Origin of the sequence: Mesorhizobium sp. M0938, assembly GCF_040319125.1 — a bacterium.
GTDB classification, from domain to species: Bacteria; Pseudomonadota; Alphaproteobacteria; order Rhizobiales; family Rhizobiaceae; genus Mesorhizobium; species Mesorhizobium robiniae.
Genome location: NZ_JAMYNS010000008.1, coordinates 316,216 through 339,413, shown reverse-complemented (window position 1 = coordinate 339,413; position 23,198 = coordinate 316,216). Strand labels below are relative to the sequence as shown.

Genomic DNA, 23,198 nt, shown 5'->3' with positions numbered 1-23,198 from the left:
CGACAAGCTGGCTGAGAACTATCTTGCCGCTCTCAAACTCGTCGCAATCCGCATCTGGCTACGCGGTAATGAGTCTACGTCCTAGGCTCACACTGAAGCGTAGGCGCTCATTTTCGGACGCCGAAGAAGCGTCAACGTTCTCGCTCTCTGCCATAGTAAAATCCCCCTAATTTCAATTCATTGCACAATCGTATTGGTTTGCGAAGATAGGAATGCTGGAATTGATGCCATCGTCGTTGTCAGCCTCAATATTGGCGCCGACCCATTTGCTGGGCTAGAATGGCAGCAGCCTTGCCGACACTTCAGCTACTAATGTCGTTCACTCACCCCACAGCAACACACTCAATCTCAATACCAAACTCCATCGGCGATGACGCCACCGGCACAAAACTCCGCGCCGGCGGATTGACGTTGAAGTACTTGGCATAGACGCGGTTGATGGCGTTGTAGAAGCCGGAATTGGCGGCGTAGATGCGCACCATCACCACATTGTCGAGCGAGGTACCCGCCGCTTCCAGGCAATGTTTCAGCGCCTTCAGCGACGCCTCCGTCTGCACCTCGATGTCGCCCTTGACCAGCTTGCCCGTCGAGATATCTAGCGGCGGTGTGCCGGACACGAAAACCAGCCCCGCCCCTTTGGTCACCAGCGACAGCGGCACGCCTAGCGCGCGCACAGCCGCCGACAACACCGGCACTTCGATGACTTCCTTGTTCATGACAAACTCCCTGTGTTTGCAGCGAGTTTATCTGCCGGCCTCGGGAAGGCCAGTGCCGACGATTGGTTTGGTTAGAGAAAACCGATGAACCGTCCGGCGAATAGCACCGACATCCACAGCATCAGCGAAAGCCCCGCCAGCATGGCCGCGCTCCCGCCGGCCGGCTCGTCCCCACCCCTTGCCCGGCAAAACCGCATAAACGCTACGAAATTGACCCCAGCAAGCACGATAAGCCCCATCTTGGCGAGGAAAATCGGCATCGCCGCATATTCGCTCGCCCTGACCGAAAAGAGCAGCGCCCCGGTAAAAAGCGCTCCAGCGAACGCGCTCAACGCCATGCGGCGCAGCAGCGCGACGAACGCCGTCTGCGGCAGCGCGCGGAAGGCGCCCAAGATCCTGAGGTCCATGAGCCCAACGCTGGTCAGCAGCGCGCCGATCGACATTATGTGCAGCGCGTTGACAATGGGGTAGGCGACGAAGGAGGCCTTCAGCCCCCTGACGAGAGCGAGTTGCTCGATGCCGGCCAGCAGCCCTTCCATTCAGGCCGGCGGCACGCGGTCGGGATAGACGTCATAGGTCTTGCCGTTGACGATGATGCGGGACGCCTTCATCCATTTCTCGGTCTCGTCGCGCGAGCGGTGGCCGATCGCGGTCACCTCGTCGCCGACCTTGGCGACCTCCTCCGTGAGGCCGGCGGCGATGGTGCGCGACGGCGGCGCCAAGTCCACCCGCCAGGCCTCGCCCTCGGCGTCGACATCCAGCGTGGCGTGCGGATTGCCTATGTAGATCGCCGTGATCCTGCCCCGGAGTTCGAAGAACCCGTCCTCAGTCCACGACCAGCCGTGATGAGCGTAAGCCGCGGTGCCGGCGGCAAGCATCGCCGCCGCTGCCAGCGTGACGCTCCGGATCCCGTTGAACTGCATCGCTCGTCTCCTCGGTTCATCCCGCCATTCGAGAGTAGGTCGCGGCGCGGCAACGTCAAATCACATCGGTGCGACGGGCAGTCGGCCACAATGATCGGCCGCCGAAGTCGACGCCCTGTGGAATGGACGGTCCGGTCTTGCTTATGACGTATATGCACGCCATGTTCGGCCCGCCGCTCTTCTTGTCCATCGGATGAAGATCGGAGACTTAACACCTGAACGAGGCAAACCATGAGCAATATGAGAGACCGTCAGGAAGGCTTCGAAAAGAAGTTTGCGATGGACGAGGAAACGAAGTTCAAGGCCATGGCGCGCCGCAACAAGCTGCTCGGCCTGTGGGCCGCCGAAAAGCTCGGCAAATCAGGCGAGGACGCCGACGCCTATGCGAAAGAGGTGGTGCGCGCGGATTTCGAAGAGGCAGGCGACGACGATGTGTTCCGTAAGGTACGCGCCGATTTCGACGCGGCGGGCGTCGCCCAGTCGGATCATCAGATTCGCAGCGCCATGGCCGAACTGTTGGTGACTGCGGTCGAGCAGATCAAAACGAGCTGAACACCGCTCAGTCTGAACCGCCCCGCTCTGGCTCCAGCCTAGCTGTGGGCGGCGGCCAGAGTCTTCAGGTGCTTTTCGTGCATCCGCAGCGTCGGTAGCGTCTTCTTGGCGAATTCCTTCAGCGCCGGGTCTTCGCCCGACTGGGCATAGGTGGAAAACAGCGCCAGCGCCTGCTTGTGTGCCTCGGTCTGCAGGAGGATGTATTTCGCCTGGAATTCATCGCCGTCGAGATTCTTGAGCTGGTCCAGCATCGCCTGGTCTTTCGGCAACAAAGCGGGGCCGCTCGGAGTCACTGAGGCCGTCGTCTGGCTGTGTTCGAGCGCTGCCTTGAAATCCTCACCAGCCTTGGTGTGATCCCTGACCATCAGCGCGGCGAATTCCCTGACATCGGCGGCGACGTTCTTTTTTTCCGCCAGCCTGCTGCTTTCAATCTCGAACCGGTTGGCACTGGCGGCCGTTTTGGAGAAGGTCTCGGTGTCGACCTTGGTTTCGCCGACAGCAGGAAGATCGGCCGGCGTGGCGGACTGGGCGAAGGCCGCCGGCGCAGCGGCAAGCAAAGCAAGCATGGCAATAGCGAGATGCGGTCTCATCGAAAATCTCCGGGTTGTGTGTCCTCGGAGAGTCCAACGCGACACAAGCGGCGAAGTTGCGCACGGGACAGGAATGAAGTGTCAGCACTCCTGTCCCACCCCGCTCGGCGGCGAAAATGTGCCTGGCTGCCAAGGTCAGTGGCAGGACGCGCCGGCATACTGCAGCTGCTCGTCCCAGTTCGGCCGGCCTTCCGGCGTGAAATCCATCAGGTTCCACAAGGGCTCGCAGGTGCCGACAGCGCGCGGATCCTGGCCGGGCTCGGACGGCGTGAAGCCAAGTTCGGAGCTCCAGAAATGGCGGATGCCGTCGGCATCGCGATGGAACACCGATAGCATCGGCAACTGCGCGCCGTCGTCGGCCTCGGCATGGTAGTCGCGCTTGAAGCTGTTGCCGGCCGAGGAGACCAGCCGCATGTTCGTCCAGCCGCGGTCGCGGCCGAGCGTGATCAGGTTTTCAAGCGCGGTCTTGCCCACCACGGCGAAATTGAAGCCGGCGGCCTCGAGATGGGCAATGGCGCCGTCGAACTGGTCGAGCAGCGCCGTGCAGGACGGGCATGGCTGGTCCGGCCGCGCGAGCTTGGCCGTGCCGCCGCTCGTCGCCACGTCGCGCGTCTCTTGCGGATGGCGCGGAAACATCATCGAGTAGACGATCAGCGTGTCCTTGCCGGGTGAAAACAGCTCCGACAGTGTTATGCGGGCCGGCTTACCATCGGCGCCAAGCCCGTCGAACACATAATCCTCAGGCACCAGCCCGCCCTTGGGCAGCGCGCGGCGGGCGACGGCCACATCCTCCATGGCGCGGCGCAGCTCGATCTCCTTCTGCAAGAGGGTTTCGCGGGCGGTGCGGTATTCCTGGGATTCGTTGGGAAAGCTGATCATCGTCATCTCCATCTGTGGGGATTTTGACGACGCGCGCCAAGGTTCCGGCAACGCGCCTTGCCTCTCAAGGACGCATGACGACGGACGGTTCCGACATTTTGCGCAGACGGGCGGCAGACGCCCCCTCACCCGGATTGCTAACCGAATTGCGAAGGGCAATTCGGGGCAATCCGACCTCTCCCCGAGGGGAGAGGAGGTCGGCAGCGCCGGCGCCAGCCTCTTCTCCCCGGCGGGGAGAAGGTGGCCGCGAAGCGGCCGGATGAGGGGGCAGCCGCGACGGGAGCGGAACAAACGAAGCTACTGCGCCGCCGGCACCGGGCAGCTCGTGTCGCCTTCCTGGCAATTGAGGTAGCCCTCGAAATCCTTCAGCCGGTCGTTGGTGAGGCTCTCCCGGCAGCCGGCGACCACCATCGGATACATGCTGCCGGCCATATCGGGCGGGCCGCCCTGGAAAGCGCATTCGGAATCGCGGAAGGCGACCCAGGCGCGCTGCGCACCGACCAGCAGCTTCTTTGATGCCGCATCGTCCTTCAGCCGGCCCTCGATCTGCCTGTAGGCGTGGTTGAGCTTCTTGTCGGCTTCGGTGAACGACTTGCCGGCGCATTCGTTCATGGTCGCCTGGTCCTGCGCGTTGGCGCAATCGTCGGCACGCGCCGCGTTGGCAAGCAGCGGAACGGCGAGGAGCAAGGTGGCGAGGCCGGTTTTGGCCAGACCCGTTTTGGAATGCAAAAGCCGCATTGTGTTTCTCCGATTTCGAAAGCCCGCTGTAACAAAGCCTAACCGTGCGACGAATACAGGCAAGATGCAGCCTGTCGCCATGGTGGACAGTTCCTTTCAGGCCGGCTCCGACGGCTGCGAAGCAATAGCGTTGCGGAACGGGATGCATTTCACCGCATTTTTCGTTCAGGAGGATAGGTCCACATCGGGGAAAAACCATGCGCGAAGCCGACAATGACGAAATCGACCTGCGCTGTCCGCAGATCGTCGCCGACAATGCCGCGACGGGCCTCAGGCTGCGCGGCATATTTGGCCGTGGCGGCACCGAGGTCGGGGTTGCGCAGGCGACCGAGCTCAAGAACCGCGATACGCTTTCGCCCTCCACCATCCAGCGCATGGTCAGCTATTTCGCCCGCCATGAGATCGACAAGAAGGACCGCAACTTCGGCAGTGAAGAAAACCCGTCGGCCGACTACATCGCCTGGCTTTTATGGGGCGGCGACGAAGGCCGGGCCTGGGCGCTCGAGCTCAAGCAGAAGATCGGCAACGCGCCTGACTGAGCGATAACAAAGCAGCTTGGAACGGAAAGGTTCGCGGGCGGTGCTTGGTAGCGTACGAGGAGGCGGATCCCGAACCCGCCTCGGGACCCGCCGTGGAGTGCGGCTGACACATGCCGGTGCAGCCCCCTCCGACACCCTCCGCTCGGTACCCCGACCGAACGGCGTGGCAGGGTCTTAGCACTTGCCGTCGGCGACCTATGTGAAGCAGTTCACAAACGATGCACTTTCCCCTGCGTAAGGGCAGCCGACCGGAGCCGGGGTAGAGCATCGGACCCAAAAGTGCGAAGCGGTTTTGGGAAATCCGATACTCAAACAAAGAGATAGAGCGGTGGTACGATTCGACTTGAGAGTCCGCCGCTCACATCTAGCCCGCCCAGTCGACTTCGAACATCCCCAGCCGCTCGTAGAGCCTGACGGCGGCGGCATTCTCAACCGTGTTGGTTTTGAGATCGACATGCGCAGCGCCCCGTGCGTGAAAGGCGGAGAAGACGTGCCACATCAGCGCTTCGGCGATGCCTCGGCCGCGCGCCTCGGGATGGACGGCAAGGTCTTTGACGAACGCCCGCGTCCAGCACAGCGCAGCACCCGCCAGTCGGCCTTTGCTGTCGATGACCAGGAAACACAAAGCAGGGTCGAATTCCGCGTCGCTTGAAATGCGTGGCCACCATTCGTCGAACGGCCCATCGGCGCCATCGTCGAACACGGTGGTCAGCAGCGCATGCAAAGCGAGCGCGTCGGTGGTCTCGAAGCCGCGCATGATGAAGCCTTCCGGCCAGCGCGGCGGAGCAAGCGTGTCATCGAGGATCTTGCGCAGCCTCACGTCGTTCGGCGCCGGCGGGCGCGGCTCGGGCATGGCGTCTATGCCTGTTGCGCAAAAGTGCGCAGCGGTTTTGCGATAACGGCATGCATCAAAACAGGAACCTAAAAGCCCTTTGCATCAACCCGTCCAAACGCGACGCGCTTTTAGGCGTCGGGCTGCAGGCGGCGCCGACCGCGGTCGCGGCCAAGGCCGGTTTCTTCCAGCATGCCCTTGCGCTTGGCGTCGTAATAATAGCCGCTCTGGTAGAGCCGGTCGGCGCGCTTGGCGTTGCCGCCGGACACCAGCCAGGCGCCGCGCAGATATTTTACTGCATATTTCAGATTGGTTTCGGCGTCGAACAACCCGCTCGCCGGCCCGTCATAGCCCATGCCGCGCGCCGTCGCGTGCTTGATCTGCATCAGCCCCCAATGGCCCCGATTGTAGGCCTTGGGATTGAAGGTGCTCTCGCGATTGACGACGCGGCGCACCAGATCGACCGGCACCTCATAGAAGGCGGCGTATTTCTCGATCAGCCGCTCGATCTCGCCGCGCGGCCCCGTCGAGTACTCCTTGGCAGGGCTGGTCGAAAGCAGGGCGGACGGATTCTCAGGCACGACATAGGTGGCTTGCTGAACCCCGGGCATCGTCTTGCCTGCCGCGCCAGTGACCGGCATGGCCACAGCAGCCGTCGCATAGACAGGTGCTGCGCTGGTGGGCGCGGCATCGGCCGTCATGGCTGCAGTTGCGGCCAGCGGGGTCGGGCCGGCAAAGGCGGCTGGCTGGGCAGGCGTTGCAGCGGAATCGAAAGGCAGCGCCGCCGTCTGGACAGGCGCGACGCCGGATGATTCCGGCAGCACTGAAACCGTGTCGGGCAGCACCAGCGTAAAGCCGGCATCGCTACCGGCTGCGGTCGCGGTTTCAGTCAGGGAAGGCACCGGCTTCGTCTGCGAAGTCGAGGTACAGCCGCTGAGGCCAGCCGCAGCGAGCATCACGCCGATCGCGGGAAAGATGATTTTTGCTGGCAAGCCGCGCTCGGGTCCGGTTCGTCTGTTAAGAAAATCCTTACACCAGCGCCTTTCCCCCGGCAATCCGCAGCCTGCCGGCTTCGAATACAGGGCAATCGGGTGAAGGAAAAAGTCCTGTTCACTGCTCCGCGCGATCGGTGGAAACCATTTTCGCGAAGCGAAAATGGCAAGGCCGACCGGCCGTCGCGCCTTTTGGCGCGTGAAGCCAAGGTCGCGGATGCGACCGCCGGCGTTTGAGGCAGCAAGAAAAGAATGGTTTTCGGGTGGCAACCGCCACCTGGAAATGCGATATCTCGTTCTCGATATGTACTGGATTCCCGTCCGTTATCGGAAAGGAGCACATCATGGAAAGCACCTCTCAAGCCACCGCCGGCCACGCGGTCTTCGAAACCGTGATCGGCTTCATGGGCATCGCCTGGAGCGGAGCCGGATTGACGAGGCTCTGCCTGCCCCAGCGCAACCGCGACGCGGTGGAACGCCGGCTCTTGCACCATGCCGGCAGCGCCGCTTCGAGCCCCCAACCGCAGTGGGTCATCGAGCTGATCGCGGCGATAAAGGCCTATGCGTCAGGCGAAGACACCGATTTCTCCGATGTGCCGGTCGATCTCACCGGCGTCGACGATTTCCGCCTCGCCATCTACGACGCGGCGCGAAAGCTCGCCTTCGGCGAGACCACCACCTATGGCGAGCTGGCCAAGCGCGCCGGCCATGCCGGGCTGGCGCGGGAAACTGGTGCTGCGCTCGGCGCCAACCCGGTGCCACTGGTCATCCCTTGCCACCGCATTCTTGCCGCCGGCGGCAAGATCGGCGGTTTTTCCGCACCGGGCGGCTCGACCACCAAGGAAAAGATGCTGGCGATGGAAGGCGTGCGCGTCGGCCCGCCGCCTCCGGCGCAGGTCTCATTCGGCTTCTGAGACCAGGCGTAGCTAGTCGGGGAGAATACGCCGGCGGAAGCGCCGGTCTGTGTCCACCCGCTTGCATTTGTAGACGATGCAGGATTTCGTATCGGCGCTTGGCACTGAAGCGCGTGCCCTGACCTCGCCCATGTTGCAGAAGCGCTGGCTCCGCACATAGCGGTCGTAGAGCGGCAGCCCTGGCGTGCGCGCCGACTGGTAACGCAGGATGACGGCACCTTCCCTCGCGATCGTCGCCCGCACCCTGCCGCAGCTCATGCGGCTCGGGTCATAGCGCGAGATCGCTTGAGCCTCGGCGGCCACCAGCATCAGGCAGGCGGCAAGCAGAACAGTTTTCATGGTCCTCTCCCAAAACAGGACCGGACGCTCGAAGGCGGCACGGTCCTTCCCCGCAATGTGCGCGATAAAGATGCGACCCTCCGCAACGCGCGACGTTACAAGGCTTTCACGCGATTGGGGCGGCCGTTGGGCAGCGCCGCATCAGCGCCTTTTTTCGCGCAGTCTTGTTTTTTGCGCAGAAGCGGACTATATCAGGTCCATTGATATTTCGGCCGATCGATCCGGGCCTCGCGATATTCGCGTTTGCTGACGTCTATCTCCAAAATCTCGATACAAACCGGCTGGACTTCGGTTCGGTCAAGCTAAGGCAAACGTATAAGGACTATCGAAATGGCAACAGGTACGGTCAAGTGGTTTAATTCCACCAAGGGTTTCGGCTTCATCCAGCCTGACAGCGGCGGCGCGGACGTTTTCGTGCACATCTCCGCAGTCGAGCGCGCTGGGCTGTCGACCCTGGTCGAAGGCCAGAAGATCAACTTCGAGATCGAGCAGGACCGCCGCACTGGCAAGTCGTCCGCTGGGTCTCTGAGCAAGGCAGCCTGATTTTGCGAATGGCGCGCGCCGGGCGATAGCTCGGGGCGCGCGGCAAGTCACGGATGTACTGACGGTCGCGCGAGAAGCGCACCGGAGCGGAAGATCCCGACAAGCCGAGCAGCAGATTGCTGACGGCCCGGACCGAACGCTCCCGATCAGGCTACCAAGCATGGGAAGGCGGGATTTTGTCCCGCCTTTTTGCTGTCCGGATTTCCAATGAAACAAGCTACCTTGGCCTTATTGTACCAATCATGGTATTTTTAGCCCATGAGCAAGCTCGAACAGATCGAAAAATCCGTTGCCGAATTGAGCCCCGAGGAGCTGAAGGCGTTTGCTGCCTGGTTCGAGGGGCTGCAGGCGGATATGTGGGATCGGCAGATCGAAGCCGACGCCAAGGCTGGCAGGTTGGATAGACTTGCCGAGCAGGCACTGGCTGATCATCGCGCCGGCCGGACCCGGCCTCTGTGAATCATGTCGCCGCTCCCTCATTCTGGGAGGCTTACAGCAAATTACCTGCGTCGATCAGATCCAAAGCAGATAGGCGTTTCGACAAACTGCGCTCTGATCCTTTCCATCCATCGCTGCATTTCAAACAAGTTGGACGCTACTGGTCGGCGCGGGTTGACCAGAACTATCGCGCCGTTGCTGTGCGCGCCCATGAAGACATGGTCTGGTTTTGGATCGGCACTCACTCCGAATATGATCGCCTGCTGAAATAGCCGTGAGGACAGAGCTATCCCAGCCATTCGATCGGCACGTGCCCCTTATCCGCCTCGACCCGTTTCAGCCAGGCCGCCACCGCCGGATAGGCGTCGAGTTGAAAGCCGCCCATCTCGGCCGTATGGGTATAGGCGTAGAGCGCGATGTCGGCGACGCTCAATGCATCACCGGCAAAGAACGCGCTCCCCGCCAGATGCTTGTTCATCACGCCGAGCGCCTTGTTGCCGCGCTCCAGCGTCACCGCCAGCCGCTCCGGCGTCGCGTCCTTGGCCCGTTCGGGAAAAGTCAGCAGCGCCTTGCGCACCGCGATATAGGGTTCGTGGCTGTACTGCTCGAAAAACAGCCATTGATAGGCCAATGCCCGCTCGTATTTATCGGCAGGCAGGAACTGCGTGCCTTCGGCGAGGTAGAGCAGGATGGCGTTGGATTCGGCAAGCAGCCTGCCGTCGTCGAGCTCGAGCAGCGGCACCATGGCGTTCGGGTTCTTGGCGACATAGTCGGGCTTGCGGGTGTCGCCGGTATGCGAACTCACCTCGACATTGGTGAAGGCCATGCCGAGCTTGGCCATCAGCAGACGCGGCTTGTAACAATTACCGCTGTCGATCATTCCATAGAGTATGGTCATTTTTGCTCCCATCGCTCGTGCAACGACAGCCCAGGCTCTATCCCGGCAGCAACGGCTTCATCCAGTGATTTGTTTTGGCGCAACCATCAGCGCCGCTGATAGATCAGCCAAACAGCGGCACGACGTTGTTGGTCCTGCCAAGCAGTCTGTCGATCGATTGCGGCTCCTCGTCGAAAACCGTGCCGGCCAGCGCCGGCCGGCCAAGGTAAAAACCTTGCATCAGATCGACGCCGCCGTCCAGCGCGACACGCAGATGCGTGGATTGCTCGATGCCTTCGACCAGCACCTTGGCGCCGCGGTCGTGCAGCGCGGAAACCAGCGGCCGGAAAAATCGTTCGGCGGCGGCATGGCGACAGAATTCCGCAAACCAGGTGCCGTCGATCTTGACGATGTCCGGCTGGACAAGGGCGACCCGCTCCTCCGTCGAATGCCCGGTGCCGAAATCGTCGATGGCGATGCGGACGCCGTCACGCCGCATCTCGCGCACCAGGCTGACGAGCACCTTGTCGTCAGCCGCCTGCTCGGTGATCTCGCAGACCAGCATGCCGGGGTGCAGGTCGAATTCGGCGAGATGCCGGGTCATCAGCCTGATTTCGGCCAGCGCCCGCCCGGGGTCATCATTGATCAGCGGATTGTAGTTGAAGAACAGGTCGAGCCCGTCGACGCCGATGTTGCGGAAGTTCCGGAGATGCAGCACCCGGCACATCGTCTCGACGAACAGGCGATCCGGCAGAGGCACGCCCTCGAAAAACGCGGGTGGCGCGACTGACCTGCCGGCGCGGTGCGGCTCAATCAGGCCTTCGACTGCAACGGCCGTCAAAAACCTGCCGCGCGGCGCAAAAATCGGCTGATAGGCACTCCTCAGCCGGAACGCGCCATAGACGCCATATTCGATCCCGACCTCGTCGGCGAAGATCGCCTCGCCGACATTGCGCCGCCTGTCGTGCCGCTCGGTCATGGCGCGACCTTGCGGCCGAAAGCCCGTTTCGGCCGCAGCGAAGCCGGTACGGTCGCAGGCGCACCGCCGGCATTGGGCACTGCCGCGGGCGTCTGCCTGTCCTTACCGAAGACGTGGAAGCTGGTCGGCGCGAGCTCCGGGCGCGCCAGCGCGAATCCCTGCACCATCGAGGCTCCCGATTTTTCGGCCAGTTCAAGTTGCCAGCCCTCCTCGATGCCCTCGAACACCGTGCGGATGCCTTGTTCTTCGAAGCTTGCCACCATGGCGGTCAGCAGCGCGAAACCGGCGCCGGACTCCATCAGTTGCACGATCCAGCGAGCGTCGAACTTGACGATATCAGGCCTGAGCGCCTTGATGCGGTTGATGTCGGACTCGTCGGCGCCATAGTCGTCCACGGCGATGCGGAATCCATTGGCCCTGAGCGCCTCGACGAAATTATAGAGCGTTTCCTGCGACGCCGATTTCTGCTCGGTCACCTCGCAGACGACGCGGCTCGCATCGATTTCAGCCTCATGCAGCACCAGCCGCATGTCGCGTAGCGCCTTGTCGGCGATGCTGCGGTCGGTGAACACCGACGGATTGAAATTGATGAAGATGAATGCCTCTTGCGACAGGCAGGCGCCGGCGTTCAAAAGGTGCAGAGTCCTTGTCAGCGCCTCGATGTGCAGGCGGTCGATCGTCGGACAGGTGTCGAAAAAGCTCATCGGCGACTGCGGCTCGCCGTCGCGGAACGGCCGGATCAGCCCCTCGAATGCGGTGGCCGATAATTTGCCGTTGCTGAAGGCAAAGATCGGCTGGAAAGCGCTCCGCAGCGTATAGGCGCCCCAGACACCGCTGGCGGTGCCGTCATCATGACGGATGATGTGGGCATGCCCGATGCTGCGCGACACGGTTCCTCGCTTTGCGAGACTGGCGGAATGGATCGTGATCCAGCCACCCGGGTTTTTACCGCCGGTAAGTGAATTTATTGTTGCCGGATTTGCCGGGGATTTGAGATCTGGCTCATCCGACAGTGCTTGCGCTCGGCGGGATGATGCGACATGAGAGACGCCGCGGTCGGACGGACCGCCTGCATCCCCAAGGAGACAACATCGTCATGGCCTTTCTTGCCGACGTCCTTTCCCGCGTAAAGCCTTCCGCGACCATCGCGGTGACGCAGAAAGCGCGGGAGTTGAAAAACGCCGGCCGCGACGTGATCGGGTTGGGTGCCGGCGAACCGGACTTCGACACGCCCGACAACATCAAGAATGCTGCGATCGAGGCCATTCGCCGCGGCGAAACGAAATATCCGCCGGTTTCCGGCATCGTGCCGCTGCGCGAGGCGATCGCGAAGAAATTCAAGCGCGAGAACAATCTCGACTACCGGCCGGAGCAGACCATCGTCGGCACCGGCGGCAAGCAGATCCTGTTCAACGCCTTCATGGCGACGCTGAACCCCGGCGACGAGGTGATCATCCCGAGGCCGTACTGGGTCAGCTATCCCGAGATGGTGGCGATCTGCGGCGGCACCTCGGCTTTTGCCGACACCTCCATCGACAACGGTTTCAAGCTGACGGCGGCGGCGCTGGAAAAGGCGATCACGCCGCGCACCAAATGGCTGTTGATGAACTCCCCGTCGAACCCGTCGGGCGCCGCCTATACCGAGGCTGAATTGCGCGAACTGGCCGACGTGCTGTTGAAGCATCCGCATGTCTGGGTGTTGACCGACGACATGTATGAGCACCTGATCTATGGCGACTTCGTCTTCAGGACCATCGCCGAGGTCGAGCCGAAGCTTTATGAGCGCACGCTGACCATGAACGGCGTGTCGAAGGCCTATGCCATGACCGGCTGGCGCATCGGCTATGCGGCCGGACCGGTCGCGCTGATCAAGGCGATGGACATGATCCAGGGCCAGCAGACATCAGGCGCCTGCACCATCGCGCAGTGGGCGTCGGTCGAGGCGCTGAACGGTCCGCAGGATTTCATTGCGAAAAACAAGGCGATCTTCCAGGCGCGGCGCGATCTCGTCGTGTCGATGCTCAACCAGGCGCGCGGCATCACATGCCCATCGCCCGAAGGCGCCTTCTATGTCTATCCGTCCTGCGCCAAGCTGATCGGCAAGAAGACCAAAGCCGGCAAGGTGATCGATAGCGACGAAGCCTTTTGCTCGGAACTGCTCGAGGCCGAGGGGGTGGCGGTGGTGTTCGGTTCGGCCTTCGGCCTCGGCCCGAACTTCCGCATCTCCTACGCCACGTCGGAGAAGTTGCTAGAGGAAGCCTGCACGCGCATCCAGCGCTTCACCGCCTCGCTGATCTAAGGCGACCATCAAAATCGAAAATGAAACCCGGCCGCGAGCCGGGTTTCATTGGGCTTAAAAAGCCTCAGCCGCCATACTGCTCGTCCGTCACCTTTTCCAGCCAGTCGGCGTGGACGCCGTCGAGCGCCTCCTGCATGGCGATGTGCGCCATCGCCGATTTCGGGGCGGCTCCGTGCCAGTGTTTTTCATCAGGCGCAAACGAGATGACGTCGCCGGCCCTGATCGCCTGTATCGGGCCGTCCCAGCTTTGAGCGAGGCCCGCGCCCGATACCACGTAGAGTGTCTGGCCTAGCGGGTGTGTATGCCAGTGTGTACGCGCGCCCGGCTCGAAACTGACCAGCACGGCGCGCAGCCGCGCCGGCGATTCCTTCTCGATGATCGGCGTCTGCAACACACGGCCGGTAAAGTACTTTTCCGGCGCAATAATGGTCGGTGCGCTGCCACAGGCAATGATCTTCATCGTTGCGAATCCTCAAGCTGATGGTGGATCGGTCGGCGGCGACCGTTCCTTTTGTTGCTAGAAACGGGCACTTTCGTCCGATAGCCACCATGCTGCAACCGCTTTCGCGGCTGTTCGGCGACGGCTCTGTCGCGGGATTTGATGGGACGCCTATGCCCGGATCCGACGGCTTCGCCGATCACGGCGCAGGCGCGGCCAGAACAGGCCGGTGCGTGCGCGGTACGCTCCATAGGCACCGGCCAGCGCAGTGCGCGAAAACTTCCTCTCTTCGTCCAGCGCAGCGATCGTATAGATGACGACGATCCCGGCGACAGGCACCACCGCCCAGATCGACCAGGTCGCGATCCCCCATCCGATCCAGAAGATGATGTAGGACGCATAGAACGGATGGCGGATATAGAAGTAAGGGCCGTCGGTCACCAAACTGTCGGGATTGTCGGCGTCGAACGCAAAGCGCAGCCGTGCCTTGCGGGAAATGGCGATCGCCCACCAGAACAGAACGGAGCTTGCCAGTTCGATGGCGAGCCCGCCGATCTTCGCCGCCACCGGCTGCCGTTCGATCCACAGGATTGCGAGAAAGAACAACGCCACGCCGATCACGACAGCCGAAACGATCATGGCGCCAGGCGGCATGGTCGGCGACTGGAAATGAGCGCGCATGGACCAGGCATATTGACCGAGCGTCGCGATGCTGGTGATCGAGACAAGAAGATCGAGCGCGCCTTCCATCACTAATGGTCCCCTTAGATTAGCTCTCGTGGATTCGTCATTGTACCCGATTGCCGCTGATAAATCCTTTCTTAACCACAAACCTAAACAACATGGTGACCTTGAGATGCGACGTTGGCCGTCAGCCAATCCGAGGGTCTAATCCAGCATGGTCGTTTCCCACCGCACGATCCGCACCCAGCATGCGGAGTTGCGCCTCAGCCAGTCGTCGGGCTCTGGCATCCCCATCGTGCTGATCCATGGCTCGGGCAGTTCGCGGGCGGTATTCGCTCGGCAGTTCGACAGCTCCCTGGCGGCTGCCCACAGGTTGATCGCCTTCGATCTTCCCGGCCACGGTGAATCGTCCGACGCCGATGACCCGGCAACCGCCTATACGATAGCTCGCCTAGCTCAATCGGCGGCTCAACTCCTCGACCGCCTGGGAATCGATCGCGCCGTCGTTTTCGGCTGGTCGCTCGGCGGGCACGTTGCAATCGAGCTCGCGAGTTTTCACCAGGCGGTCGCCGGGCTGATGCTGACCGGCGCGCCGCCGGTGTCGAAAGGACCGTTCGGCATGCTGCGTGGCTTTCATGCCAGCTGGGACATGCTGCTCGCGTCCAAGAAAGCTTACTCGGAGCGCGATGCCGAGCGCTTCGAAGCCCTATGCTTCGGCGACACCGCCGATCCATCCTTCCGCCAGGCCATCCTGCGCACGGACGGCCGGCTGCGCTCCGCGGTGACGCGGGGCATGATAACCGGCAAGGGTGCCGATCAGAAGCAGGTTGTCGAGCAGGCTGCATTTCCGCTAGCGATCGTGAACGGCGAGAATGACCCGTTTGTCCGGCTCACATATTTTGAAACGCTCGCCTACGGCTCGTTATGGGAGCATTGCCACGTCATCCCCAATACCGGGCACGCTCCATTCTGGGAGCGTCCGGACCTGTTCAATCCGCTGCTGGCGCGCTTTGCCGAAACGGTAGCCGAGCAAAGCAGGGACGAAGCCACGCTGGCACCACGCCGAACCCGGGCCGGCTGAAACCTGTCGGCGGGCTGGTGTTCACCCTGCGTCCGTAGCGGCAACATCCGCGATGTCTGGCGAACCTCAAATCAGGGCAATCGGGTGAAGGAAAAAAATCCTGTTTCCTGCCCTGCATCGGCGATGGAAACCATTTCGCGAAGCGAAAATGGCAAGGCCGACCGGCCGTCGCGCCCTTTGGCGCGTGAAGCCAAGGTCGCGGATGCGACCGCCGGCGTTTGAGGCAGCAAGAAAGAAGGTCAATCGGCCCCACCCGACTGACCCGAACCTCAAATCCCTTGCCCTCCCGGCTAACCCGTGGGACGATGCTTTTGGGTAGGTGGCAAACTGAAAAAGCCCCGCCCGCGACGGTCGACAGGCCGGCCGCCGCTCCCAGGGAAACGCCTGAGTGGAGGTCAGTCATGGGAACTCGCGCCGGAGGACGACGTACGGGACCGAAATGCATTGCCATAGTCGGTCCCTTTGCAAGCGGTAAAACGACACTTCTCGAAGCCATATTAGCCCGTACCGGCGCCATTCCCCGCCAGAATCCCGTATCGTCGGGAAACACCGTTTCCGATCATTCGCCTGAGGCGCGCGCCCACGCCATGAGCGTCGAGGCGACCTTTGCCACCACCGAATTCATGGGCGAGCAGCTCACCTTTGTCGACTGTCCCGGCTCCATCGAATTCTCCTTCGAGGCAGAGCCGGTGCTCGCCGCCTGCGACATCGCCGTCGTCGTCGCCGAAGCCGACGAGAAGAAGATTCCTGCCCTGCAGCTGATCATGCGCAAGCTCGACGATCTCGGCATGCCGCGCATCATGTTCCTCAACAAGGTCGACAAGGCCATATCAGCCGTGCGCGACACGCTGAAGATGCTGCAGCCGGCAAGCTCGGCGCCGTTGCTGCTTCGCCAGGTTCCGCTGCGCAAGAACGGCGTCGTCATCGGCTCGATCGATCTCGCTCTGGAGCGCGCCTACATCTATCGCGAATATGCCGAAAGCGAGATCGCCGAGATTCCAGGTGACGACAAGGCGCGCGAGCTGGAGGCGCGCTTTTCGATGCTGGAGACGCTCGCCGATCATGACGACCAGTTGATGGAACAGCTCCTCGAAGAGATCGAGCCGCCGAAGGACGCGATCTTCGACGACCTCGCCGCTGACCTCCGTGACGGCGCAGTGACGCCGGTGCTGATCGGCACCGCCGAGAAGGGCAACGGCGTGCTGCGCCTGTTGAAGACGATCCGCCACGACGCGCCCGACATCGAGGCGACCCGCAAGCGCCTTGGTGCACCCGATGGCAAGGGGACCGTCGTCCAAGTGATGAAGACAATTCACACCGCGCATGGCGGCAAACTGTCGGTCTCGCGCATCCTGACCGGCCAGCTTGCCGACGCCTCCGAGCTCTTCCTTTCGAATGGCGCCACGGCAAAAGTCTCCGGCATCTACAGAATGCTCGGCAAGGACCAGACAAAGCTCACCTCGACTACGGCCGGCGACACGGTCGCCCTCGGTAAGCTGGACGACGTCACGACCGGCCAGACGCTGAGCTCGGTCAAGGGCGGCATCAAGCCGCTGGTCACACTGGCGCCGCCGCAACCGGTCTTCGCCTTCGCGCTGCGCCCGAAGGAACGCAAGGACGAGGTGAAGATGTCGGCGGCCATCCAGCGCCTTGCCGAAGAAGATCCTTCGCTCAGCCTGCGCCACAATCAGGATTCGGCCGAAACTGTACTGTCGGGCCATGGTGAGATGCATCTGCGCGTCGTGCGCGAGCGGCTGGAAGGTAAGAACCAGATCCCGGTCGAGGGCCATCCGCCGGCCGTGCCTTATCGCGAGACGATCCGCAAAACGGCGCAGCAGCGTGGCCGCCACAAGAAGCAGTCGGGCGGCCATGGCCAGTTTGGCGACGTGGTGATCGAGATCAAACCGCTGCCGCGCGGCTCCGGCTTCCAGTTCACCGACACCATCACCGGCGGCGCCGTGCCGAAGACCTATATCCAGTCGGTCGAGACCGGCGTACGTGATTATCTGAAATCCGGCCCGCTCGGCTTTCCGGTGGTCGATGTCGCCGTCAACCTCTCCGACGGCTCGTACCACGCCGTCGATTCGTCGGACATGGCCTTCCAGATGGCGGCGAAGCTGGCGATGAAGGAAGGCATGGCGGCCTGCTCGCCAGTGCTGCTCGAACCGGTCATGAAGGTCGAGATCGTCACGCCGTCCGACGCGACGTCGAGGATCATCGCCCTGATCCCGCAACGGCGCGGCCAGATCCTCGGCTACGATGCGCGGCCCGGCTGGCCTGGATGGGATGTCGTCGAGGCAACCATGCCGCAGGCCGAAATCGGCGACCTGATCATCGAACTGCGTTCAGCCACCGCCGGCGTGGCCAGCTATCGTGCCGCCTTCGACCATATGGCCGAACTCACCGGCCGCCTGGCCGACGAGGCGTTGAGCGCCAACGGCAAGGCCGCCTGACACTGGACTTGGCGAACACAAGGAAACGGCGCCCGGAATGATCCGGACGCCGCTCTCTTGCGGACCGTCTTCGTGGGAGGCGAAACGGCAGGTCCGCCGCACATGCCGCCAGCGCCTGACGGCTTCAGCGGAAGAATGGTTCGGACGCGGTAGCCGCCTGAGCCCGGATCGTCCGAGTGATGCCCCCATCTCCCGCACGAACCACACCGCGTCCTATGATCTGCCTAGTCGATGCGGAGCGCTTGCGATATGTTACCTGAGGTTACATGTCACTGTTACGTGACAATTCGGTTGGCTTTCCCTCGGCGCCGGCAGGTTTCAGGCAACAAAAAAGCCGGATCAATGAAGATCCGGCTGAGTTTGATTGGAAGTGCCTGTTAGGGCTAACCTCCAGAGGGGAACACTCTAGGGCGCTAATGGGAGGAGAACGCGCCCAGGAGATGATCTATATATGTGCTCATCATGCCCAAGAAACAAGCATCTATTTTGCAACACACACATGCAAAATGACACAGGCTGTGGTCTAACCCATTCCTTGGACTCATAGGACCAGCAAAATCGTTGAAATGCAGGGTTTCGCGAGCCGGGAATCACAGCGGAAAAGGCGAATCAACATTAATTCTCGGTGAAAACACTGAAAACGCCGAATGACGTGGAATCGGGCAGTTCGCGTTCATTTCTGTGGCAATCTGGCAGGGAGCCACCGGTGCGGAGAGTTTCGGCGATCGCCGGCAGCGCATTGTTCTTCATCGCAGCACCCGGCATGGTCGCGGGATTGCTGCCCTGGTTGCTGACCAATCGCTATCGTCTGCCGTGGTCGACCCTGCCCGGCTTGGTACCGGTCGGCTGGGTCCTGATTGTCGTCGCCACGACCTTGCTGCTTCATGCCTTCGCCCGTTTTGCCCTCCAAGGGCTGGGCACGCCCGCGCCGGTCGCGCCGACCGAACGACTGGTCGTCGGCGGCGTTTACCGCCATGTCCGAAATCCGATGTACCTAGCCGTGCTGTCGATCATCCTTGGCCAGGCGCTGCTGTTTTCGAGCTGGGCGCTCGTTGCCTACGCCGTCAATGCGGCCGCCGCCATGGTCTCATTCGTGAAGTTCCATGAGGAACCGACGCTTGCCCGCCGCTATGGCGCCGACTACGAGGCCTACCGCCGCGCCGTTCCCGGCTGGCTGCCCCGCCTGACGCCATGGCGTGAGTGAGCCCGGAAACGGAACCGCTTTATTTCAAAGTATGTTGAGATTCAGGTCAGGCCGAGCCGAGAATGGGGGATTCCGAGAACCGGAACGGAGCGGACATTTGGGTCCGTGACCACCGGCCTACGCCGGCCGTAGCCTTGACTGCCGCGAACGCCCATGAGTGCTTCGGCCGGCGAAGACCGGAAGCGCAGGAAGCCCTCCTTCGCAGGCCGGCATCACCTGAATATCGACATGCCCTTAGAACGACCAGCTTCGCGCCTTGGCAATGATGAAATCGCGAAAGACATGCAGTTTCGCCTGGTTCTTCATGGCATCGGGATAGGCGAAATAGGTGTCGAAGGACGGCACTTCGGTCTCCGGCAGCAACTGCACCAGCCCTGAGTCCTTGCTGACCACATAGTCGGGCAACATGGCGATGCCGGCGCCACCCTGTACCGCGCGCTTGATCGACAGTATGTCGTTGATCTGCAGCGTCGGCACTCTTTGCCCGCCTTCGAAATCACCGACTGTTTCAAGCCAGTTCAATTCCGACAGATGCGCCGGCACCGGCACGCCGAAGGTGACGATGCGGTGGGCCTTCAACTCGGCGATCGACGCCGGCTTGCCATACTTGTTGACGTAAGAAGGCGCCGCATAGAGATGGAAATGCACGGTGAACAGGCGACGCTGGATAAGATCGGGCTGCTGCGGCTGGCGCAGCCGGATAGCGCAGTCCGCCCGGCGCATGGTGAGGTCGAGTTCCTCGTTCGCCAGGATCAGCTGCAGGCTGATCTCGGGATAAAGCTCGATGAATTCCTGCACGCGCTCGGTCAGCCAGCCGGCGCCGAGCCCCACCGTGGTCGTCACCCTGAGCACGCCGGAGGGCCGGTCCTTGGCCTCGGTCAGCCGCGACTTGATCGTCTCCAGCTTCATCAGCACGTCATGCGCCGTGCGGAACAGCATCTCACCCTGCTCGGTCAGCACCAGGCCGCGGGCATGGCGATTGAACAGCGGCACGCCGACGTCGTGTTCGAGCGCGCTGACCTGACGCGAAATCGCCGATTGCGACAGATGCAGTGTCTCGGCGGCATGGGTGAACGACCCAGCCTCCGCCGCAGCGTGAAACACGCGTAGCTTGTCCCAGTCCAACGCCATGATGCCCCCGTTCTGTTTTTTGGCGTCTGCCTGTTTTTAGCGCCTGAATGAGAAATCAGGCTTTTGCGCGGCTTTCTCCGCTTTCTTACTCCGCCGCTTCGCGGTGAACTTCGATCCCGGCGAGGTACTTTTCCGCCTCGAGCGCAGCCATGCAGCCGAGTCCCGCCGCCGTCACCGCCTGGCGGTAGATGTCGTCGGTCACATCGCCGGCAGCGAACACGCCCGGCACGTCGGTGCAGGTTGAATCCGGCGCCGTCCACAGATAGCCGTTCGGTTTCTGCTTCAGCTTGCCGGCGAACAGCTCGACCGCCGGCGCATGGCCGATCGCCACGAACACGCCGTCAACCGTCAGATGCATCTCCTGGCCGGTCACCAGATTGCGCAGCTTCAGCCCTTCCACCGAGGGCGGCAGCGGCATCTTGCCGGACTGGCCGGTGATCTCGTCGACGACGGTGTCCCAGATGATGCGGACATTGTCCTTCTTGAACAGCCGCTCGCTCAGGATGCGCTCGGCGCGGAAGTCGCTGCGCCGGTGGATGACCGTCACGCTCTTTGCCAGGTTGGAAAGGTAGAGCGCCTCCTCCACCGCCGAATTGCCGCCGCCGATCACCGCGACATCCTTGCCGCGATAGAAGAAGCCGTCGCAGGTGGCGCAGGCCGATACGCCGAAGCCCATGAAGGTCTGTTCGCTCGGGATGCCCAGCCATTTCGCCTGCGCGCCTGTGGCTATGATCAACGCGTCGGCGGTATAGGTAGTGCCGGAATCACCCTTGGCGCGGAACGGACGCACATTGAGGTCCACCTCGGTGATGATATCGTTGATGATGTCGGTGCCGACATGCTCGGCCTGTTTCAGCATTTGTTCCATCAGCCACGGACCCTGGATCGGATCGGCGAAACCCGGATAGTTTTCGACATCGGTGGTGATCATCAATTGGCCGCCCTGCTGCAGGCCGGCGACCAGCATCGGCTTCAGCATGGCCCGGGCGGCGTAGATTGCCGCCGTATAGCCGGCAGGACCGGAGCCTATGATGAGAACGGGCGCGTGCTTGGTGGTCATAGCAGGGCTTTCACAACAACCGGACGCGAATGAAGCGTCCGGCACAGGGAGATCGATATCGGCCTTAATCTAGGTGTTGCAGGCGACGCCAGCAAGACGACCTGGCCTTCGTCCCCGGAAAGCTTCGGCACAAACAGACGATCCATGAACATCTTGCGCGGTAACTGTCCGAAAATCACTAGGCGAAGGGATGGAATGGACGACGAAGTCGTTTAATTACAGAATCGCGAAAGATTCTTGCGTGAAGCGCCGAAGGTATCCATGCCGCTCAAAGCCGACCTCGATGCCATCGACTGGAAGATCCTGCGCGAGCTTCAGCAAGACGGGCGCATGACCAATGTCGAGCTGTCCGGCCGTGTCGGCATTTCGGCGCCGCCATGTCTGCGCCGCGTCAGGCGGCTGGAAGAGACCGGCATCATCCGAGGCTACCGCGCCCTGCTCAATGCGCCGGCTCTCGGCCTGGACGTCGTCGCCTTCTGCCTTATCGGCCTGCACCACCAGGCGGACGCCGAGCTGAAAACCTTCGCCGAACGCACACGCGGTTGGCCGATCGTGCGCGACGCCTGGATGGTGTCGGGCGAATCCGACTTCCTGCTGCATTGCGTGGCAAGCGACCTCGGCGCCTTCCAGACATTCGTCATCGAGGAGCTGGCCTCGGCGCCGAACGTCGACACGGTGCGGACGGCATTGACCATCCGCCGGGTCAAGGACGAGGGCCTGGTGGCTTTCTCGGCTTGATCTGGATGGCAGGGCACGCCGGACGCGATTTATCCTGACCTGGATAGATCAAGGGCAGAGCGCCTCGATCGCCCTCAGCAGCCCGCTCAAGTCGCTACGGTTGCGCAGCGGTAGAACCGGAAAACCTCGCTCGCCGGAGGCCTCGCCGTCGACCAGCCAGCCCCGCGAAAGACCCGCGCGCCGCCCCGCCTCCATATCAGCCGGCTTGTCGCCAACGATGAGCGAGCGCTTGAGATCGAGCCGTAAACGCTTCACTGCCTCAAGCAGCATGCCCGGATTGGGCTTGCGCATCGGGTGGTCAGCGATGCCCAGCAGCCCCTCACCCGCCTCGTGATAGGCGCAGGCAAGCACCATGTCCACGAACGAACCTCGATCGCGCAGCAGATCCAAAACGCGACCGTTCACATTGGCGAAAACGTTCCAGTCAAAATACCCGCGCGCGATGCCGGACTGGTTGGTCACTACGACGACCGGAATTCCGGCCTCGTTGGCGGCAGCGATCGCTGGCGCGATATCTTTGCGCAGAACGATCTGAGCCGGATCGCTGGGGTAGTCGGTATCGACATTTATGGTGCCGTCACGATCGAGAAACAGCGCCGGCATCCGTTCAGGAAAAACCCTGTCGCCGATCCGCTCCACCCAAAGACCCGGCTCAACCAGCGAGTGCGGCGTTACCGCTTTGTCAGCCATCGCAGAGGCGCGCTTCGACTATTTCGCACAGATGATGATAGAGGCACAGATGCCCCTGCTGGATGATCGGCGTGAAGGTCGAGGGCACGTTGAGCAGGATGTCGGAGAGCGGCTTGAGCTTGCCGCCGGTCTCGCCGGTCAGGCTGATCACCGTCATGTCCATCCTGCGCGCCTGTTCGGCGGCGGCAAGGATGCTGGGCGAGTTGCCGCTGGTCGAGATGGCGAGCAGCACGGCACCCGCCGCGCCATGTGCCTCGACCTGGCGCGAAAACACCGTGTCGAAGCCGTAATCATTGCCCCAGGCGGTCAGCACCGCCGCATTGGCCGGCAGCGCGATGACGTTGTAGGCCTTGCGTTCCCTAAGGAAGCGGCCGACCAGTTCGCCGGCGATATGGATGGCGTCGCTGGCCGAGCCGCCATTGCCGCAGATCAGCAGCGCCTTCCCTTGCGAAAGTGCGGCGACGATGGCGGTAACCGCCCGCTCCATCTCGCCGGTGAGGTCGCGCTCGACCATCGCGGTGATCGCGGCCGCCGAGCGGACCAGGTAATCGTTCAGTTCGGACATGAA

General features: G+C 62.3%; 29 protein-coding genes. 11 read left to right on the top strand and 18 right to left on the bottom strand.

Annotated features, from left to right (window positions below):
• Positions 1-323: 323 nt before the first annotated feature.
• The 3 genes from NKH73_RS17315 to NKH73_RS17305 all read right to left on the bottom strand — a co-directional run bounded on the left by NKH73_RS17315 (position 324) and on the right by NKH73_RS17305 (position 1,639).
• A complete protein-coding gene (locus NKH73_RS17315; protein WP_352933783.1) occupies positions 324-716 on the bottom strand; it encodes a RidA family protein in 393 nt (130 codons plus the stop codon).
• 71 nt (positions 717-787) lie between these two features.
• Entirely contained in the window at positions 788-1,255 is a 468-nt protein-coding gene (locus tag NKH73_RS17310; protein ID WP_352933780.1) for a DUF6644 family protein, read from the bottom strand.
• Positions 1,256-1,639 carry a DUF6152 family protein gene (locus NKH73_RS17305; protein ID WP_352933777.1) on the bottom strand — a complete coding sequence of 128 codons (384 nt, stop codon included), beginning with the start codon at positions 1,637-1,639 and terminating at the stop codon, positions 1,256-1,258. It abuts the gene before it with no gap.
• A gap of 231 nt (positions 1,640-1,870) precedes the next feature.
• On the opposite strand from NKH73_RS17305, the gene NKH73_RS17300 reads away from it, so the two are divergent.
• Entirely contained in the window at positions 1,871-2,191 is a 321-nt protein-coding gene (locus NKH73_RS17300) for a DUF1476 domain-containing protein (RefSeq protein ID WP_352933774.1), read from the top strand.
• A 38-nt stretch (positions 2,192-2,229) separates the two neighbouring features.
• Here NKH73_RS17300 and NKH73_RS17295 read toward each other — a convergent pair whose 3' ends face one another.
• From NKH73_RS17295 to NKH73_RS17285, 3 genes are all read right to left on the bottom strand, one after another.
• On the bottom strand, positions 2,230-2,781 hold the full coding sequence (locus NKH73_RS17295; RefSeq protein ID WP_352933771.1) for a DUF4142 domain-containing protein: 552 nt from the start codon (positions 2,779-2,781) through the stop codon (positions 2,230-2,232).
• A 135-nt stretch (positions 2,782-2,916) separates the two neighbouring features.
• On the bottom strand, positions 2,917-3,660 hold the full coding sequence (locus NKH73_RS17290) for a DUF899 family protein (protein WP_352933768.1): 744 nt from the start codon (positions 3,658-3,660) through the stop codon (positions 2,917-2,919).
• Between the two features lie 297 nt (positions 3,661-3,957).
• Entirely contained in the window at positions 3,958-4,398 is a 441-nt protein-coding gene (locus NKH73_RS17285; RefSeq protein ID WP_352933766.1) for a lysozyme inhibitor LprI family protein, read from the bottom strand.
• 197 nt (positions 4,399-4,595) lie between these two features.
• On the opposite strand from NKH73_RS17285, the gene NKH73_RS17280 reads away from it, so the two are divergent.
• Complete coding sequence (locus tag NKH73_RS17280; protein WP_352933764.1) at positions 4,596-4,937, top strand: hypothetical protein; 342 nt, start codon at positions 4,596-4,598, stop codon at positions 4,935-4,937.
• Positions 4,938-5,301: 364 nt separating this feature from the next.
• Here the strand turns inward: NKH73_RS17280 and NKH73_RS17275 are convergent, their stop codons facing one another.
• Both NKH73_RS17275 and NKH73_RS17270 read right to left on the bottom strand, forming a co-directional pair.
• A complete protein-coding gene (locus tag NKH73_RS17275; protein WP_352933762.1) occupies positions 5,302-5,790 on the bottom strand; it encodes a GNAT family N-acetyltransferase in 489 nt (162 codons plus the stop codon).
• Positions 5,791-5,900: 110 nt separating this feature from the next.
• Positions 5,901-6,761, bottom strand: coding sequence for a transglycosylase SLT domain-containing protein (locus NKH73_RS17270; RefSeq protein ID WP_352933759.1), 861 nt, complete (start codon positions 6,759-6,761; stop codon positions 5,901-5,903).
• A gap of 344 nt (positions 6,762-7,105) precedes the next feature.
• Here NKH73_RS17270 and NKH73_RS17265 point away from each other — a divergent pair, with 344 nt between their 5' ends.
• Entirely contained in the window at positions 7,106-7,675 is a 570-nt protein-coding gene (locus NKH73_RS17265) for a methylated-DNA--[protein]-cysteine S-methyltransferase (protein ID WP_352933756.1), read from the top strand.
• A 12-nt stretch (positions 7,676-7,687) separates the two neighbouring features.
• Here NKH73_RS17265 and NKH73_RS17260 read toward each other — a convergent pair whose 3' ends face one another.
• Entirely contained in the window at positions 7,688-8,014 is a 327-nt protein-coding gene (locus NKH73_RS17260; protein ID WP_352933753.1) for a hypothetical protein, read from the bottom strand.
• A 330-nt stretch (positions 8,015-8,344) separates the two neighbouring features.
• On the opposite strand from NKH73_RS17260, the gene NKH73_RS17255 reads away from it, so the two are divergent.
• The 3 genes from NKH73_RS17255 to NKH73_RS17245 all read left to right on the top strand — a co-directional run bounded on the left by NKH73_RS17255 (position 8,345) and on the right by NKH73_RS17245 (position 9,267).
• Positions 8,345-8,557 (top strand): cold-shock protein, encoded by a 213-nt coding sequence (locus NKH73_RS17255; protein ID WP_023678332.1) that lies wholly within the window; start codon positions 8,345-8,347, stop codon positions 8,555-8,557.
• A gap of 258 nt (positions 8,558-8,815) precedes the next feature.
• Entirely contained in the window at positions 8,816-9,016 is a 201-nt protein-coding gene (locus tag NKH73_RS17250) for a hypothetical protein (RefSeq protein WP_352933750.1), read from the top strand.
• Positions 9,013-9,267 (top strand): type II toxin-antitoxin system RelE family toxin, encoded by a 255-nt coding sequence (locus NKH73_RS17245; RefSeq protein ID WP_352933747.1) that lies wholly within the window; start codon positions 9,013-9,015, stop codon positions 9,265-9,267. Before NKH73_RS17250 ends, NKH73_RS17245 begins: the two co-directional genes overlap by 4 nt.
• 14 nt (positions 9,268-9,281) lie before the next feature.
• Here NKH73_RS17245 and NKH73_RS17240 read toward each other — a convergent pair whose 3' ends face one another.
• The 3 genes from NKH73_RS17240 to NKH73_RS17230 all read right to left on the bottom strand — a co-directional run bounded on the left by NKH73_RS17240 (position 9,282) and on the right by NKH73_RS17230 (position 11,741).
• A complete protein-coding gene (locus NKH73_RS17240; RefSeq protein ID WP_352933744.1) occupies positions 9,282-9,893 on the bottom strand; it encodes a glutathione S-transferase family protein in 612 nt (203 codons plus the stop codon).
• 103 nt (positions 9,894-9,996) lie between these two features.
• A complete protein-coding gene (locus NKH73_RS17235) occupies positions 9,997-10,851 on the bottom strand; it encodes an EAL domain-containing protein (protein ID WP_352933741.1) in 855 nt (284 codons plus the stop codon).
• The gene (locus NKH73_RS17230) at positions 10,848-11,741 is read right to left on the bottom strand and encodes an EAL domain-containing protein (protein WP_352933738.1); all 894 of its coding nucleotides are present in this window, start codon (positions 11,739-11,741) and stop codon (positions 10,848-10,850) included. Before NKH73_RS17230 ends, NKH73_RS17235 begins: the two co-directional genes overlap by 4 nt.
• A 206-nt stretch (positions 11,742-11,947) precedes the next feature.
• On the opposite strand from NKH73_RS17230, the gene NKH73_RS17225 reads away from it, so the two are divergent.
• A complete protein-coding gene (locus NKH73_RS17225; RefSeq protein ID WP_352933735.1) occupies positions 11,948-13,150 on the top strand; it encodes a pyridoxal phosphate-dependent aminotransferase in 1,203 nt (400 codons plus the stop codon).
• A 64-nt stretch (positions 13,151-13,214) separates the two neighbouring features.
• Here NKH73_RS17225 and NKH73_RS17220 read toward each other — a convergent pair whose 3' ends face one another.
• Both NKH73_RS17220 and NKH73_RS17215 read right to left on the bottom strand, forming a co-directional pair.
• Positions 13,215-13,610: a (R)-mandelonitrile lyase gene (locus tag NKH73_RS17220; protein ID WP_352933732.1), complete on the bottom strand. Its 396-nt coding sequence runs from the start codon at positions 13,608-13,610 to the stop codon at positions 13,215-13,217.
• Between the two features lie 150 nt (positions 13,611-13,760).
• Positions 13,761-14,339, bottom strand: a complete 579-nt coding sequence (locus NKH73_RS17215) for a methyltransferase family protein (RefSeq protein WP_352933729.1) — start codon at positions 14,337-14,339, stop codon at positions 13,761-13,763.
• Positions 14,340-14,487: 148 nt separating this feature from the next.
• Here NKH73_RS17215 and NKH73_RS17210 point away from each other — a divergent pair, with 148 nt between their 5' ends.
• The 3 genes from NKH73_RS17210 (at position 14,488) to NKH73_RS17200 (ending at position 19,011) form a co-directional block, all read left to right on the top strand.
• Positions 14,488-15,354, top strand: a complete 867-nt coding sequence (locus tag NKH73_RS17210; protein ID WP_352933726.1) for an alpha/beta fold hydrolase — start codon at positions 14,488-14,490, stop codon at positions 15,352-15,354.
• A 401-nt stretch (positions 15,355-15,755) separates the two neighbouring features.
• Complete coding sequence (locus tag NKH73_RS17205) at positions 15,756-17,807, top strand: elongation factor G (protein WP_352933723.1); 2,052 nt, start codon at positions 15,756-15,758, stop codon at positions 17,805-17,807.
• A gap of 706 nt (positions 17,808-18,513) precedes the next feature.
• Positions 18,514-19,011, top strand: a complete 498-nt coding sequence (locus NKH73_RS17200; protein WP_352933721.1) for a methyltransferase family protein — start codon at positions 18,514-18,516, stop codon at positions 19,009-19,011.
• 234 nt (positions 19,012-19,245) lie between these two features.
• Here the strand turns inward: NKH73_RS17200 and NKH73_RS17195 are convergent, their stop codons facing one another.
• Both NKH73_RS17195 and trxB read right to left on the bottom strand, forming a co-directional pair.
• A complete protein-coding gene (locus tag NKH73_RS17195) occupies positions 19,246-20,142 on the bottom strand; it encodes a LysR family transcriptional regulator (protein WP_126105318.1) in 897 nt (298 codons plus the stop codon).
• An 85-nt stretch (positions 20,143-20,227) separates the two neighbouring features.
• Positions 20,228-21,202, bottom strand: coding sequence for a thioredoxin-disulfide reductase (trxB, locus tag NKH73_RS17190; RefSeq protein WP_352933716.1), 975 nt, complete (start codon positions 21,200-21,202; stop codon positions 20,228-20,230).
• A 261-nt stretch (positions 21,203-21,463) separates the two neighbouring features.
• Here trxB and NKH73_RS17185 point away from each other — a divergent pair, with 261 nt between their 5' ends.
• Positions 21,464-21,940: an Lrp/AsnC family transcriptional regulator gene (locus NKH73_RS17185; RefSeq protein WP_352933714.1), complete on the top strand. Its 477-nt coding sequence runs from the start codon at positions 21,464-21,466 to the stop codon at positions 21,938-21,940.
• Positions 21,941-21,988: 48 nt separating this feature from the next.
• On the opposite strand, the gene NKH73_RS17180 is transcribed toward NKH73_RS17185, so the two are convergent.
• Positions 21,989-22,630, bottom strand: coding sequence for an HAD family hydrolase (locus tag NKH73_RS17180; protein WP_352933711.1), 642 nt, complete (start codon positions 22,628-22,630; stop codon positions 21,989-21,991).
• Positions 22,623-23,195, bottom strand: a complete 573-nt coding sequence (locus NKH73_RS17175) for a D-sedoheptulose-7-phosphate isomerase (protein WP_352933708.1) — start codon at positions 23,193-23,195, stop codon at positions 22,623-22,625. Before NKH73_RS17175 ends, NKH73_RS17180 begins: the two co-directional genes overlap by 8 nt.
• Between the last annotated feature and the right edge of the window lie 3 nt (positions 23,196-23,198).